Origin of the sequence: Paraburkholderia sp. BL6669N2 (assembly GCF_003387275.1) — a bacterium.
GTDB lineage: Bacteria > Pseudomonadota > Gammaproteobacteria > Burkholderiales > Burkholderiaceae > Paraburkholderia.
Window position 1 is genome coordinate 274,559 of sequence record NZ_QUNA01000001.1, and the last position, 15,156, is coordinate 289,714.

Sequence of the window (15,156 nt, forward strand, 5' to 3'; positions counted from 1 at the left end):
ATTCATAATGGCTATTGTTGAAGTCAAGGTTCCCCAGCTTTCCGAGTCGGTCTCGGAAGCCACGATGCTCCAGTGGAAGAAGAAGCCGGGCGAAGCGGTTGCTCAAGACGAAATTCTCATCGAAATCGAGACCGACAAGGTCGTGCTCGAAGTGCCGGCACCCTCGGCCGGCGTGCTCGCGCAAGTCATCGCGAACGACGGCGACACCGTCACGGCGGATCAGGTCATCGCCAAGATCGACACCGAAGGCAAGGCAGGCGCCGCCGCTGTCGAAGCCGAAGTGAAGCCCGCTCCGGAAGCCGCACCGGCACCCGCCGCTGCACCGGCTCCGGCGGCGCAAGCTGCATCCGCAACGGGTGCGAACACCGCTGCTTCGCCGGCTGCCGGCAAGCTGATGGCCGAAAGGGGCCTGGGCGCGGGCGATGTGTCCGGCACGGGCCGCGACGGCCGCATCACCAAGGGTGACGTGCTGACCGCGGGCGCTCCTGCTGCCAAGGCCGCACCGGCACCGGCACCGGCCGCCGCACAGAAGGCTGCGAAGCCGTCGCTGCCGGACGTCAAGGCGCCGGCTTCGGCTGACCAATGGCTGAAGGACCGTCCGGAACAACGCGTGCCGATGTCGCGTCTGCGCGCGCGTATCGCCGAGCGTCTGCTCGAGTCGCAGCAAACCAACGCCATCCTGACCACGTTCAACGAAGTGAACATGGCGCCGGTGATGGACCTGCGCAACAAGTACAAAGACCGCTTCGAAAAGGAACACGGCGTGAAGCTCGGCTTCATGTCGTTCTTCGTGAAAGCCGCGGTCCATGCGCTGAAGAAATTCCCGCTGGTGAACGCGTCGATCGACGGTAACGACATCGTCTATCACGGCTACTTCGACATCGGTATCGCAGTCGGTTCGCCGCGCGGTCTGGTGGTGCCGATCCTGCGCAATGCGGACCAGCTGAGCCTCGCCGAAATCGAGAAGAAGATTGCTGAATTCGGCCAGAAGGCGAAAGACGGCAAGCTGTCGATCGAAGAAATGACCGGCGGTACGTTCTCCATCTCGAACGGCGGTGTGTTCGGTTCGATGCTGTCGACCCCGATCATCAACCCGCCGCAATCCGCGATTCTGGGCGTGCACGCCACCAAGGAACGCGCTGTGGTCGAGAACGGCCAGATCGTGATCCGCCCGATGAACTACCTGGCGCTGTCGTACGACCACCGCATCATCGACGGTCGCGAAGCGGTGCTGTCGCTGGTCGCCATGAAGGATGCGCTGGAAGACCCGGCGCGCCTGCTGCTCGACCTGTAAGCGCGGCTCGGCTGGCGTCGGCTTGCCTTAGCGCAAACCGACGCCATATAAGCATCACGTTTTTCGCATTCCGCAGTACAGGAACGCCGTGCGCCACGAAGCGTGGCCGCGCGCCGTTCCGCCATCAAAAGGATTGTCATGTCCAAAGAATTTGACGTCGTCGTGATCGGCGCAGGCCCTGGCGGTTACATCGCCGCCATCCGCGCAGCGCAGCTCGGCAAGACCGTCGCATGTATCGAAAAATGGAAGAACCCGGCCGGCACGCTGAAGCTCGGCGGCACGTGCCTGAACGTGGGTTGCATTCCGTCGAAGGCGCTGCTCGCGTCGTCGGAAGAATTTGAAAACGCGTCGCATCACCTCTCTGACCACGGTATCTCCGTGGAGAACGTGCAGGTCGATATCTCGAAGATGATGGCCCGTAAAGAAGGCATCGTCGAAAAGATGACCAAGGGCATCGAATTCCTGTTCCGCAAGAACAAGATCACGTGGCTCAAGGGCCACGGCAAGTTCACCGGCAAGACGGACGCCGGCGTGCAGATCGAAGTGAGCGGCGAAGGCGAAACTGAAGTGGTCACGGCTAAGAACGTGATCATCGCCACAGGTTCGAAGGCACGCCATCTGCCGAACATTCCGGTCGACAACAAGATCGTCGCCGACAACGAAGGCGCGCTGAGCTTCGACTCCACGCCGAAGAAACTCGCCGTGATCGGCGCGGGCGTGATCGGTCTGGAACTGGGCTCGGTGTGGCGCCGTCTGGGCGCGGACGTGACCGTGCTCGAAGCGCTGCCGGAATTCCTCGGCGCGGCTGACCAGGCGCTCGCGAAAGAAGCGGCCAAGCAGTTCAAGAAGCAGGGTCTGGACATCCACGTCGGCGTGAAGGTCGGCGAAGTGACCACGACCGATAACAGCGTGACGATCAACTACACGGACAAGGACGGCAACGCGCAGAAGCTCGAAGCCGACCGCCTGATCGTGTCGATCGGCCGCGTGCCGAACACGGACAACCTCGGTCTCGAAGCGATCGGCCTGAAGGCCAACGAGCGCGGTTTCATCGACGTCGACGACCACTGCGCGACCTCGGTGCCGAACGTGTACGCGATCGGCGACGTGGTGCGCGGCCCGATGCTCGCCCACAAGGCGGAAGACGAAGGCGTGCTGGTCGCTGAAATCATCGACGGTCAGAAGCCGCATATCGACTACAACTGCGTTCCGTGGGTGATCTACACCGAACCGGAAATCGCGTGGGTCGGCAAGACGGAACAGCAGCTCAAGGCCGAAGGCCGCGAGATCAAGACGGGCCAGTTCCCGATGATGGCGAACGGCCGCGCACTCGGCATCAACAAGGCGGAAGGCTTCGTCAAGATGATCGCCGACGCGAAGACCGACGAAATTCTCGGCGTGCACATCATCGCCGCGGACGCATCGGACCTGATCGCGGAAGCCGTGGTGGCGATGGAATTCAAGGCGGCGTCGGAAGACATCGGCCGTATTTGCCATCCGCACCCGTCGCTGTCGGAAGTCATGCGCGAAGCGGCACTCGCCGTGGACAAGCGCGCGCTGAACATGTAATTCCGCGCACGCCTGACTGACAGTACTCCGGCATTACCACGAAGGCGGGCGGGTTCACTCCCTCCCGCCTTTCTATTTGCAGCAACACGATGAACGTCACCGAATACTACGAAAAAGAACTGCAGACGCGCGGCTACCAATCGGATCCGGCGCAGCGCGCGGCGGTCGACCGTCTGCAGCGGTGCTATGAAGAGTGGGTCGAATACAAGTCGCGCCGCTCGAACGCGTTCAAGAAGCTGATCATCCACCCGGACCTGCCGCGCGGCGTCTACATGTGGGGCGGCGTAGGGCGCGGCAAGAGCTTTCTGATGGACAGCTTCTACATGATCGTGCCGGTGCAGCGCAAAACGCGTCTGCATTTCCACGAATTCATGCGCGAAGTGCATCGCGAACTGGAAGATCTGAAAGGCCAGGCCGATCCGCTCGACGAACTCGCGCGCCGCATTGCCAAACGCTACCGGCTGATCTGTTTCGACGAATTCCACGTGTCGGATATTGCCGACGCGATGATCCTGTACCGCCTGCTCGACAAGCTGTTCGAAAACGGCGTGCAGTTCGTGATGACCTCGAACTACGATCCGGACACGCTGTATCCGGACGGCCTGCATCGCGACCGCATGTTGCCGGCGATCGAACTCATCAAGCAGAAGCTCGACGTGATCAACGTCGATGCGGGCATCGACTACCGGCAACGCACGCTGGCGCAGGTCGAGGTGTATCACACGCCGCTCGGCGCCGCCGCCGACAAAGCCTTGCGCGACGCGTTCGCGCGTCTTGCCGCGGTGCCCGACGAAAGCCCGATCCTGCACATCGAAAAGCGCGAGTTGAAGGCGCTGCGCCGCGCTGACGGCGTGGTGTGGTTCGACTTCGCGACCTTGTGCGGCGGACCGCGCTCGCAGAACGACTACCTGGAACTGGCGAGCCGCTTTCACGCGGTGGTCCTCTCCGGCGTGCCGCAGATGTCCGCGCGCATGGCCTCGGAAGCACGCCGCTTCACGTGGCTGATCGACGTGTTCTACGATCACAAGGTGAAGCTGCTGATGTCCGCCGCGGTGCCGCCCGATCAACTGTATACGGATGGTCCGATGGCTAACGAGTTCGCGCGCACGGTGTCGCGCATCGTCGAAATGCAATCGAAGGAATATCTCGACACGCCGCGGCGGATCGTCGATACGTCGCTGACCTGAGGCGCCGCATGCCGTGGCCGGCGGCGCTTTTGCGATAGATCACGCGCCGTTCACCGACAGCGCGGCGTCGTCCGGCGTAATTTCAAGATTCGGATTGGTCTTATATTCCGTGCGCGGACGACTGGATATCTTTTGTCAAGGTTTTGACAAAGGAGAAACCATGAATCCTTACCGTGATATCAACGACGAAGAATGGCAACGTGTCGCACCGTTGCTTCCCGAATTGCGTCCGCGCTCCGAACTGCGTGGCCGGCCGCTCGCCAATACGCGCTCGGTGCTCAACGGCGTGCTGTGGGTCATGTACAGCGGCGCCACCTGGTCCGCCATGCCGCGCAAGTACCCGTCCTACCAGACCTGCCATCGCCGCTTCAAGGCGTGGTACGAATCCGGTGTGCTCAACCGCGTCATGGAGCAACTGTTCGGCGCGGCGAGCGAAGAACTTTGCGGCCTGATGGAAGCGCGCATGCGTACGCACGTGAACGAGAAGCCGAAGAGCGGTGAAGCCGAAAAGGCGCCGGTTGTCGCACCAGCGGTGTACAGCCCGCCCACCAGCCAGCCACTGCCGTCCTCGCCGTTCCCGTTCCATTCGCCCTTCAAACACGCTGCATGACCCACACAACGCAGCGTCTTCCAATAAAAGAAACGGCCGAACGATTGCGATCGTCGGCCGTTTTTTATCGTTCCATGCGGGCTCTGTAACGAGCCCCGAGCTACCCGTGCATCATTGCTGACGAATCCACGTCTGCGAGCGACCCAGCAGCGACACGCCGATATACCCTCGCACGACCAGTTTGTTCCCACCGTCTTCCAGGTGCATCTTGCACTTGTAGAGCTTGCCATTTTCCGGGTCGAGAATCTGCCCGTGATCCCAGGCGTCGCCGTCCTTCTTCAGATCGCTAAGGATCGTCATGCCGAGGATCGGCTGATCCTTGCGCGCGTCGGTACAGGCCGTGCAGCGGCGATCCGGCTGGTCGTTCGCGCCGAGACCCTTGATGACCTTGCCGCTGAGCGCGCCGCTGCCGTCCTGCGAGATCTGCACGAGCGCTTTGGGCTGGCCCGTATGATCGTCAATGGTTTGCCAGGTGCCGACCGGACTGTCGGCCTGCGCCATGGCCGTCACGGCATTGGCGAGCAGGACGCCGGCGAGCGCCGCATGTCGGGCTGTGCGAAGCGCGACTGCGCGCGCGCGGTGGGTGAATTGCATCATTGTCTTCCTCCTTGATTAAAGACGGCGCGATCATGGTCGCGCGGCGTTATTGGCATCTCGGGCGGTCTTCAGACCACGGCCGCCGTGATGCCTTGCATGGCCCCTCAGGTTCAATGTCTGCTGCCCTCGTGCGCCGCCCGCGGCCTGTGGATTGCTGCTTGGCCGCCGCCGGTGACACGTCGTCAGCGCAGAATACGTGAAAGTGCGCGCGTCGTTTGATAGTGGATACTCTATTCGATCTTCGCCGTCCTTCGTAATTGCTTAGCATTGCTTAGTTACGTACATTAAAAGTGCGTAAAATCAAAAACTTAAGTGATAAATACCCTTCGCGGTTGTTTCCGTTCCTTTCGCTTCCATCGTCTTCCAGTACGCGGGGAATGCGGGGATTAAGACGGGGAATGCGACGGGCGAGCCGCGCCACCTTACGGCGAAAGTTAAACGAAAGGAAGCTAGAAATGCGATCAACTAACTACACCCTCACCGCCGCGAAGCTGAACGCCGCGCGTGGTCAGGAGAAGCCCTACAAGCTCGCGGACGGCGGCGGCTTGTTCGTTCGTGTCTCGTCGGCGGGAACGCGCACCTGGTGTTACGGCTACGTCGCGCCCAGCGGGAAGCGCTCTGAAGTCACGTTCGGGCAGTTCCCCGAAGTCGGGATCAAGGCCGCGCGTGATCTGCACTTCGCCGCCCGTCAGCAACTCGCGGCAGGCGTCGATCCTTCCGCTGCGAAGAAGGCCGACCGTGAAGAGAAGAGGCGCGCGGCGATGGCCGACGACGGCCTGTTCAAGACCTTCTCCGAGAAGTGGCTGACCGAGCAGCTAGGCGACGCCACCGCACCGTATCAGCGAAAGATGCGATCACTACTAGAGCGTTTCGTCTGGCCGTCAATTGGACGAACGTCGCTGGCCGATGTGAAGCCTTACCAGATTTTGGAGATCATCGAAGGCCAAGCCCTCAAAGCGATTCCGGGAACGGCTGAGAAGGTGCGCGCGCTTGTTCAGCAAGTCTTCGATCACGCGATACGAACGCTTCGAGTGGAGAAGGGAGCGAACCCGGCAGCAGCGATGACCGGTGTTATCAAGGTGCCGCCCTCGAAGCATCACCGCCACCTAACCGAACCGGAGCTAGGCGTGTTTTGGCGCGCGATAGCGGGTCAGGTAGATGGCGCGGCCCATCCCTCGACCGTCGCCGCTGCGCGGATAATCGCGCTGACGCTATGCCGTAAGACCGAAGCGCTGAAGGCGGAGTGGACCGAATTCGACTTGAAGAAGGGTAGTTGGACCATCCCGGCAGAGCGGACCAAGATGCGCAAGCCGCACCGCGTCTTCCTGAGCCGTCAGGCGGTCGCGATACTCGAAGCGCAGTACGCGCTAACCGGCGATGGCCGCTGGGCCTTTACGACATCATCTAAGCTGTCTGTGCCGATCTCCCCGGCAACCATGACCTTCTTCTTCAAGAGACTTAAGGACGTTCCGAGCGACTTCACGCCGCACGGCCTGCGCGGAACTGGCGCAACGATCCTTCGTGAGCACGGATTCCGGCGCGATGTTGTCGAGCTATTGCTGGCGCACACGGAAAAGGGCGTAGCGGGCGCGTATCACCATCACGAACTTGTAGAGGAACGACGCGAGGCCCTGCAGTTTTACGCCGACCTGATCGGTAAGCTGGCCGCGAGCGAGAAAGTTTCTGTGCTGAAGACGCGGCGGGCGAAGGCGGCTTGAGCCGCTGCGAACACTCGTTTTCGCTTGCAGGCGTCATTAAGGTAGGGCAGTATAAAGACTCACGAAGGATTACACCGACCCGCGAAGACGCCGGGACGGCAATTTAGGGATTTTTGCGGCAGCTAAACGCGCGCGTTACCCAAGGCTCTGAGCCGATGGGACGCGCGCGTTTTCTTTTGGCCGATCAGTTTGCATATCCACGACAGGAAAGATGATCATGAATAACAATAGTACAACGAAAGAACTGCCGCTGACTGGTTTGGTGCGGCGTGCGCAGTTCAAAGGCGTGATCCCGCTGAGCGATACCACGATCTGGAAGATGGTAAAGCAAGGCCGGTTCCCGCAGCCGCTCAAGGTGTCACCGAGCCTGCGCTTGTGGAACGCTCCTGCGCTGCACGAGTGGATGCGCGTTGGACCGGACGCGTGGTTGGCAGCGCACCCGATTGAGGGCGGCGAACCTGGTTGATGGATGTGTTCCCGCAAGCCCGCAGAGTCGGTGCTAGAACCGCCTGCGGGCTTTTTGTTGAGCGAGTTTGGACACTAGGACAGCCGAAAATAGAACCCGTAAACAACAGGAGGTCCAAATGGACAACACAGCAAAAGTTGCGTGTCGCCTCACCCCAGCACTTCTCGAAGAGGCAAATTCCGCGGCGGCGGATATCGGCATGACGCTATCGGAGTACTTGCGTAGGGCCACTATCCATCTCGCGAAGACCCGCGTCAATCCGTTTCCGGATAGCAGCGGCGCGCGTCGTGGCCGCCCGATCACGCACGGTCGGCGCGTTGGCGAAAAGAAAAAGCCGCTGTGACTAGCAGCGGCTTAAAAGAAAACTTCACAGGACAGGAACTACAGGAACTATTATGCAATGCGTTAGTGAAAACGGAAACAACGTCAAGGACTTAACACTGGCGCAGCGCCGCGCAAACTCGATTCTCATGCTTGACACGATGAAGGCGGCGTTGAAGCGCGCGGAAGGCGCTGCTGAAGATTGGCGCGTGACGTGGGTGCAACGAGAAACGGCAATTGGACCGGAAGACGCGCCTTGGGTTGAGCCATACGGCCAGCGCACTGAAGGTCAGTTAGACGAAGACCAAAACCCCTATGTGACAGTTTCCGCTTCGCGTTCGTCTGTGTCGGAGAAAAACGGCAAGACGGTTTGGCGGCGGCGCGGAGAAGACTTTGTGGCGCTGCTGGCGGTGATGCTTGACGATGTTGGCACGAAGTCGATGGACGCCGCGCGTTCTCCTGATCCGCAGGGGCTGGACTTCTTCACCGGGAAGTTGAAGCCGACCTTCGTGGTGGAAACGTCGCCAGGAAACGCGCAAATTTGGTATGTGCTTAAAACTCCCATCACCGATCTGGCGTATGCGAAGGACTATACCTGCGCAATTATCAAAACCCTGCACCGACGCCACGGCATTGACGAACTGCCTGACGTTAATCGGATAGCCCGTATTCCCTTCGGCGTGAACTCGAAGACGAAGGACGGCCAATTGAAATATCCCGACGCTGGCGGCAAGCCGTGGAATGTTCGCCTTGTCGATTCGGACCTGAACGCGCTATACGAGCCTGACGAAATCCTAAAGGCGTTCGACATTAAGGTGGAGCGCTCGAAACCGCGCGTGGTCATCGGATCGACCGACAACGACCCTACAGGCTTCAAGGCGTTTATCTACAAGAAGTGGAGCGACGATGCGCTGGCGAGCGGTGCGGTGGATCGTGGGCAAGGGCGAATCGCAATGGATTGCGTGAACTCAGGCGATCACACTGACGGTCGCGCTGATGGTGCGATGATCAATACACCGAACGCCGATAACCAATACAACTACACTTATTTCTGCCAGCACACGACCTGTGGCCGTCCTTCGTTTCTCGAAGCTGCGCGCGCGGCAGGCGTGCTTACCGATGAAACGTATTGCGATTGGCTGAAGGAGTCGGAGAAGTCGCCGGAGATGGTGTGGGCACGTGATCAAGTGGCGCAGATCGCTGCCGCTGCGGAGTATGAAGCGATGATGGGTTGGGAGTTGTCCGATGAGACGCCGAAGGTGCGTTATCGAATTGATCGAAGGAACGACGCTCCTGAGCCTGAACACAGTCCCAACGTAGCGCAATCCGTTGCGCCGGAAAACGGCGACGACGATGTGTCCGAAAAGGAGCCGTTTGAGTCGAAGCTGGGCACGGAGTCGGGCGCGACCGCCGAGGGCAACGGATACTTCCCGAAGGCAGAAGAGCGGCCGTGCTATCGCGTTTATGACGCGCCGTTTGAAATCAAAAAGCGGAAGTATCTTGCGGGTCTGTACTTTCATGGCGTGAAGTACAGCACCAAGGATGACACCACGACTAACATTGACGTTCACCTTTGCTCGCCGCTGCGTATTCTTGCTGAGACGCGTGATCGGAACGATTCGGACTATGGCATCCTGATCGAGTTCAAGACGGAGAAGGGATGGAAGAAATGGTGTGTGCCGTCAGCAATGCTTGTCGGCGACGCGACCGACGCGAAGCGCGAACTCACCAAGAATGGCCTGAAGATAAACCCGGACGATGAGAAAGAGTTGGTGAAGTACTTCCGAATGTTCCAGTCCAATAGGAAGCTGTTCAGCGCGTCAACGACCGGCTGGGATGGCGCGGCCTCGTTCGTATTGCCTGAGCGCGTGATCGGCGGTAAGGACATTTATTTCCAGTCGCGCTCTGTCGTCGCGCCGTACGGCTCTGGCGGCTCGCTCGAAGGCTGGAAGGGCATGGCCGCGCTGGCTCGTGGGAATCCGCTCCTGATGCTAGGGATTAGCGCTTCGTTTGCTGGACCGCTGCTGAAGCACTTGCACGTATCCGGCGCGGGCCTTCACTTCTTCGGTGATAGCTCGACTGGTAAATCGACTATCGCGCGTGCTGCTGTCGCGACGTGGGGCGGATCGAAGTTTATGCGGACTTGGAACGCGACGGCGAACGGTTTGGAGGGCGCGGCGGTTACACACACCGACACGCTGCTGGCTTTGGACGAGATGGGACAGGCCCGCGACATGCGCGACGTGTATGAAGCCGCCTATGCGCTCATTAATGGCTCTGGTCGAAGCCGCGCCCAGCAAAACGGCGATGTGCGCGAGTCGAAGACGTGGCGAGTTTTCCTGATGTCGAACGGCGAAGGCACGATGAGCGCGTTGCTTCAGCAAGACGATCTGCAAGCGAAAGCCGGGCAGCAGGTTCGTTTGCTTGATGTTCCGGCTTCGCGGAAATACGGCGCGTTTGATGACCTCCAAGGGCGTTCGTCTGGCGCGGCGTTCTCGGATGAAGTGTCACGTTTGGCGGCAGAGAACTACGGGTGGGCGGGCGTCGCGTTCGTGGAGCGCTTGATTGTCGATCTTGCCGCCGGTGCGAAGCTTGGCGAACGGCTCGACGCTCTGATGCCGGAGTTCGACGCTGCGGACGGGCAAGAGCGTCGTGTTGCGAGAGCGTTTGCTATGTGCGGCTTGGCGGGCGAGTTGGCGGTGGGGTACGGCATCGCACCGTGGGATGAAGGGGAAGCTGCCGCCGCTGCGCAAACGTCGTTCAAGGCATGGAAAGCCTATCGACCTTCATCGAAAATGTCGAACTCCGAAGATGCGCAGATTCTTCAATCCCTGCTCGACGGCGTTGAGCGATTCGAGGATACAAAATTCTCTGATATCCGCTACGGTGAGTTGCGCGAGTTGGAGGTTGTGGAGAAGGGCGAAGACGGGCAAGACCGAAAAATCACCAAGTCCGTCACCCACCGCGTCAGCGGCGACAGGTACGGCTATTGGGAGGCGATCAAAGATGATACGCCCGTGGCCGAAGACGATACCGCGCCGGGGCTGGAAGCGTTTGATGAAGGTCGCGTGCGTCGGCGTTACTTGCTGACGTCTTCGGGCTTGCATGCTGTGACGAAGGGGTTTGATTCGAAGCGTGTGATCAAGGCGTTGGAGGCCGCCGACGCTCTGTTTGATCGCGCTAAAGATGGGCGCGCAGCCAAGGGAAAAGGCGTACCCGGCAAAGGCACTGTTCGGATGTATCACGTCGATCTATACAAGGTGCGCGAAGCGTTGACCGAGTGAGGTGCCTGTTCAACGTTTGTCGTTATGCCTTGGGCGTCCAATGTGACGCCCTTTTCTTTGGCGTCGGTCTGTTTCGAACTACTCCGATTACTCCTGACTCTTTGCAAATTACTCCGGAAAGTTATTTAAAATCAACAGACTTACTCCGATTACTCGAATTACTCCGCTTTTCGAAGAGATAGAGGGAGAGGGAGAGAAAAGAGGAGATTTTGTATCATTCAAACGCATGGTCGGTTAATACGAAAGAACAAGCAAACAAAGTGACGTGCGCTAGTGGCCCTGCTTACGCCTTCTTATATATTTTGGGAGTAATAGGAGTAATAGGAGTAAGCGCTAGGCAGGGCGCGGCTTTGCTGGGTTACTCCGTTCTAGTTGTAGGAGTAATAGGAGTAATTAGGGGCGCGGCGATCCTCTATCACAACGCGCAGCGCAGCGGCCCGTCCCACCCGCCGACGCACATCAGCGGACCACGAAAAACATCCACAAAAGAGACTAGAGGTTCTGCACCAGAGCGTAGACAGGACGCGGCGAACTCAATGCCCGTTTGAGTTCTACACTCACTATCGCCAGCACGCCGACGCTTTCCCCGCATCAATCCCCGCAAACGCCAACGGGAACTCGACTCCGACACCCAAGGCTAGTACATTCGGGCGTAAGTAAGCATAGGATACCGAATCATGAGCAGAAGTTACAACCACGGAAACGAAGACATAGAGCGCCACGACCCGCGAAATTTTGCAGACGAGGATTGGCTGTTTCCCGATCTAGCAAAGAACGTCGATTCATTCATTGACCTTTACGTCAAGGGCATCCCGCGTGACGCCGCCGTGATCCGCGCCTTCGAGATGATCAGGTACGGCAAATACTTAGGCAACGCCGACATGCTGGCGCTCGCGCTCCTGTCAGTCCAATCTATCGCCGCGAAGGTGACGGAACGGATCAAGGCATCGAATCCTGAAGACCTTTGGCACAGCAGGCTCGCAGCCCATAAGCTGCTTCAGATCGTGATGGACGACCGCAACAGGGAGTCGGCGCGACTCAACGCCATCGGCCAGTTGAACATGCTGCTGGGCATCACAGAGATGACAGAAAGCGGCCAGCAGAAGCTCATCGACAAGTCGCTCGCGGACTTCTACCAACGGCGCATTGATCGTCAGTTCGGCGCGGCTGCGGAAACGGACCAAACCACGAGGCACTAGGGCGCACTACGAGCCAACCGCGACCCGAATCCACACCGACCTACAGCCCAATGCCCACGAGCCAGTTAGAACACGAATACGACAGCATTGCCAGCGAGTTCGGGCGGCGCATCGCTAACCGCTGGATATACGCGACGGCGACGAAGGCAGGGAAGACCGACTTCACGCAGGCCGACTTCTACGCGATGTACGGCAGTGAGGCGAGGTTGCCAGAGAGCGAGCGCACGCGATCCGACGACGCACTTATGCTGGATGTGACCGGCTGGAACGACTTCTATCGTCGCGACGAAGGCCAGCACTTCATTGACGCGGCCATAGGGATGCAAGGCACGACGCGCGATTGGATTGCGGAACTAAACGCCGCGACCGATGCGCAATACAGCTATCTGCGCGCGCTAGTCTTAGGTCACGCATTGTGGGAGAACGCTGACGAAGAGTGGCGGGCCTTTGAAGCCACCACTAACAACGTCGATGCTTTTGTGCTGTTCGTTCTCTTTGAGCGTCGTTGGCCTAGAGTCGATGGTGACGCGCGCACAGGGCACCCGAACGAAGCACAGATTGCACGCGATTTAGGCGTGAGAGATTTACCCGATACGAGGAGCGCAGAAAATCGGATTGCGTAAGCATGGCAGCGCAGCGGCTGAACCCGTAGGCGAATCGTCAACCTTCTTCGCAGCGGCAGCACCGACGCCCAAGGACAAAAAGGCCGCCGAGCCATCGGCGGATCAACCGAAGGCAGCGACCCAAAAGCCGCCGAAGAAGCCCGCAGCGACATTCTTCGACAGCGGGCGCGGCCATGTCGATCCGCTCACCGAACTCAGTACGCACCGTTCGGGCAAGGCTTCGATGTCCGACGATGAACGAGCAGAACGCAAGACCGCAGAAGAGCAACGCGCACGACGCGGCCTAGAGAATCTTCAAGCAATGATGAATCGCTAAATCACCAACCCCAAAGGAGTAGAAGCATGAACGCAATGGACACGATGAAGGCAGGCGGCAATTATCAAGGCCCGACCAACGGCGCAGGGCCTGTCGTTCACACGGACGGAAACCGCATGATCGATCAGATCGCGGCACAGCAGAAAGCCGGTCACCAAGCACAGGCGCACGCCCAGCGCGTTGCAGCGGCTCAAGCACGGGCGGCGATCTAGGGTGTAGAGTGCATTTTCATCATCAGCGCCTTGCCGTTCGCGGTCAGAATCCACAACAGATGCGAAGAGGCTTTCTGAAGAGAAATCACGCCAAGAGCGACGAGTTTCAGTTTCATTGATTGAAAGTCTCTCTCGTCAACTTCCACGGAGGCTTCTGCTAACTCTGTTTGCAGAAGGTGCCTAAGGTATCCACGAACATTCGAATCGCTCGGTTCTTCAAGCAGCTTTGCCGCGAGCAAGGAGAACACATGAATATAGCTGTTTGTCCATGTCACTGTTCTTTCTTGCAGCCTGCTGCCTCTAACTGTTTTGCACGTCAAATGAAGTTCTAGAACAGAGTCCAAGGCAGATTTAGAAAAGGTGCCGTTAGCAGCTGACAGCGTGGTTCCATCGGTCTCGCCGCCGCCCGTCTTAGCTCGCGTCAACTCTGCCTTAAGTGCATCGTTCTCTCCGCGCAGCGCGGCCAATTCCGACATGAGCGGCGATACATCTAAAACGGCAGACGACCGGACCCATCCACCAAGCTTGCGCTTCTCTCCGAGGTTCCGGATTGATTTCGGCACTTGGATCTTGATGTCCTTGACGTCTTCGATCTCGCTACATAGCTTGTTCTTCACAGTTGCGCGAAATTCGTTCAACGCTTTGGTGTCATGTCGCTCGGTAGCGTCCAGTCCAAGTGGCCCTTTAGCCTTTTCGGCGATGGCCTTGTCTGTTAGGTAGAGCGCGAAAAACGGCTTGTTGGTGGCGACCGCGTGTTCATACTCAAGTTGGATATAGCTTTTGCCCGATTCTGATTCGACGCTCCCATATCGGCCACCGAGGACCAGCATGAAAATGTCGCTTTCATCAATCCAGCCTTTAATGACCTCCATCTGCTCTTTGTCGGACGCGGCGAACAACTCCATGCCAGCCGGAATGTGTCCGGCGTCTAGGATCGCCTCGACTGCCGCCTGCCGTTCCGCTTTCATATCTGTGTAGGTGGAAGAGATGAACACCTGATATTTCTTATCCATTCTGAACCGGTCTCCAAGCCGCGATTAGGTGACGGGAAGTCTATCACCGCTCAACACAGGCCCCGAACACGATAGAAAAACTGCGGTTTGGAAATTCGTTTTCTTCGACGCCTCACTGCGCGCCCATTGGCTTACAACCGCATTACGGGTATCTGTGCGGGGAAATTGAGCGTGGCGATACCGCATAGTCCGACAGCCACAGCCGTCAAGCCTTCTGCGCTGGATTAGAGATTCTGGGCGGGAACTTCTACGGGGTCGCATCTCGGTCGGTGGGCACTGCGCGGCCTACTTATTCAGCGGCACGAGTTCAAACCGGTACACGCGACCATCCTCGTCGGTCCAATCGCGTACGCGCTCCGCCTTTAGACCCATTCGAAATTTGACGTGCTTCGAATCGGGCAGATGCAGTAGTTGGAACGCCTCGCGGGTTGATCGGTACGTCCGCGCTTCGCCGCTGTGCAGTAGGGTCACCTTCACGCCGTCCCGCGTCAGGCGGTCACGCAGCGTTGATTCCGCGAGCGGCTTGGTGCCGGACCTCGCTGCCGCGCCTAGCTCGTTAGTCATGTAGAACTCGGCTTGCCAGTCAGCGCGAGAGAGCCGACTTTCTGCGACGGATGGGAAGGGCATAGCGGAGACGGAAAATTGTTGACCGTTTGAAGTTTACGTTGCTGTCCTTCGTACACCTAACACGTTGCGTGTATTCGTTCACCGACAAGTCGTAAATTACGACTTGTCGCGGCGTAAATT

15 protein-coding genes are annotated in these 15,156 nt (G+C 58.9%); 12 read left to right on the forward strand and 3 right to left on the reverse strand.

Annotated elements, in window-relative coordinates; genetic code table 11:
• The first annotated feature begins 7 nt into the window (after positions 1-7).
• The 4 genes from odhB to B0G80_RS01160 all read left to right on the forward strand — a co-directional run bounded on the left by odhB (position 8) and on the right by B0G80_RS01160 (position 4,660).
• The gene (odhB, locus tag B0G80_RS01145; protein WP_116116666.1) at positions 8-1,294 is read left to right on the forward strand and encodes a 2-oxoglutarate dehydrogenase complex dihydrolipoyllysine-residue succinyltransferase; all 1,287 of its coding nucleotides are present in this window, start codon (positions 8-10) and stop codon (positions 1,292-1,294) included.
• 138 nt (positions 1,295-1,432) lie between these two features.
• Positions 1,433-2,863, forward strand: coding sequence for a dihydrolipoyl dehydrogenase (gene lpdA / locus B0G80_RS01150; protein ID WP_116116667.1), 1,431 nt, complete (start codon positions 1,433-1,435; stop codon positions 2,861-2,863).
• Between the two features lie 89 nt (positions 2,864-2,952).
• A complete protein-coding gene (gene zapE / locus B0G80_RS01155) occupies positions 2,953-4,050 on the forward strand; it encodes a cell division protein ZapE (protein ID WP_106284576.1) in 1,098 nt (365 codons plus the stop codon).
• Between the two features lie 160 nt (positions 4,051-4,210).
• Positions 4,211-4,660, forward strand: coding sequence for a transposase (locus tag B0G80_RS01160; RefSeq protein WP_106284577.1), 450 nt, complete (start codon positions 4,211-4,213; stop codon positions 4,658-4,660).
• A gap of 111 nt (positions 4,661-4,771) precedes the next feature.
• Here the strand turns inward: B0G80_RS01160 and B0G80_RS01165 are convergent, their stop codons facing one another.
• A complete protein-coding gene (locus tag B0G80_RS01165) occupies positions 4,772-5,257 on the reverse strand; it encodes a DUF2147 domain-containing protein (RefSeq protein ID WP_116116668.1) in 486 nt (161 codons plus the stop codon).
• Between the two features lie 455 nt (positions 5,258-5,712).
• Here B0G80_RS01165 and B0G80_RS01170 point away from each other — a divergent pair, with 455 nt between their 5' ends.
• From B0G80_RS01170 to B0G80_RS01205, 8 genes are all read left to right on the forward strand, one after another.
• Positions 5,713-6,975 carry an integrase arm-type DNA-binding domain-containing protein gene (locus B0G80_RS01170; RefSeq protein ID WP_116116669.1) on the forward strand — a complete coding sequence of 421 codons (1,263 nt, stop codon included), beginning with the start codon at positions 5,713-5,715 and terminating at the stop codon, positions 6,973-6,975.
• A gap of 211 nt (positions 6,976-7,186) precedes the next feature.
• Positions 7,187-7,441, forward strand: a complete 255-nt coding sequence (locus B0G80_RS01175) for an AlpA family transcriptional regulator (protein WP_116116670.1) — start codon at positions 7,187-7,189, stop codon at positions 7,439-7,441.
• A gap of 118 nt (positions 7,442-7,559) precedes the next feature.
• Positions 7,560-7,784, forward strand: a complete 225-nt coding sequence (locus tag B0G80_RS01180) for a hypothetical protein (RefSeq protein ID WP_116116671.1) — start codon at positions 7,560-7,562, stop codon at positions 7,782-7,784.
• Positions 7,785-7,836: 52 nt separating this feature from the next.
• Entirely contained in the window at positions 7,837-11,046 is a 3,210-nt protein-coding gene (locus B0G80_RS01185; protein ID WP_116116672.1) for a DUF927 domain-containing protein, read from the forward strand.
• Positions 11,047-11,723: 677 nt separating this feature from the next.
• On the forward strand, positions 11,724-12,245 hold the full coding sequence (locus tag B0G80_RS01190; protein ID WP_116116673.1) for a hypothetical protein: 522 nt from the start codon (positions 11,724-11,726) through the stop codon (positions 12,243-12,245).
• A 50-nt stretch (positions 12,246-12,295) separates the two neighbouring features.
• The gene (locus B0G80_RS01195; RefSeq protein WP_116116674.1) at positions 12,296-12,868 is read left to right on the forward strand and encodes a hypothetical protein; all 573 of its coding nucleotides are present in this window, start codon (positions 12,296-12,298) and stop codon (positions 12,866-12,868) included.
• Entirely contained in the window at positions 12,861-13,184 is a 324-nt protein-coding gene (locus tag B0G80_RS01200) for a hypothetical protein (RefSeq protein ID WP_116116675.1), read from the forward strand. Before B0G80_RS01195 ends, B0G80_RS01200 begins: the two co-directional genes overlap by 8 nt.
• Before the next feature lie 26 nt (positions 13,185-13,210).
• A complete protein-coding gene (locus B0G80_RS01205; RefSeq protein ID WP_116116676.1) occupies positions 13,211-13,396 on the forward strand; it encodes a hypothetical protein in 186 nt (61 codons plus the stop codon).
• Here the strand turns inward: B0G80_RS01205 and B0G80_RS01210 are convergent.
• The gene (locus B0G80_RS01210; RefSeq protein ID WP_116116677.1) at positions 13,393-14,409 is read right to left on the reverse strand and encodes a DUF4062 domain-containing protein; all 1,017 of its coding nucleotides are present in this window, start codon (positions 14,407-14,409) and stop codon (positions 13,393-13,395) included. The genes B0G80_RS01205 and B0G80_RS01210 overlap by 4 nt on opposite strands.
• 285 nt (positions 14,410-14,694) lie before the next feature.
• Positions 14,695-14,973 (reverse strand): hypothetical protein, encoded by a 279-nt coding sequence (locus B0G80_RS01215; RefSeq protein ID WP_116116678.1) that lies wholly within the window; start codon positions 14,971-14,973, stop codon positions 14,695-14,697.
• Positions 14,974-15,156: the final 183 nt, after the last annotated feature.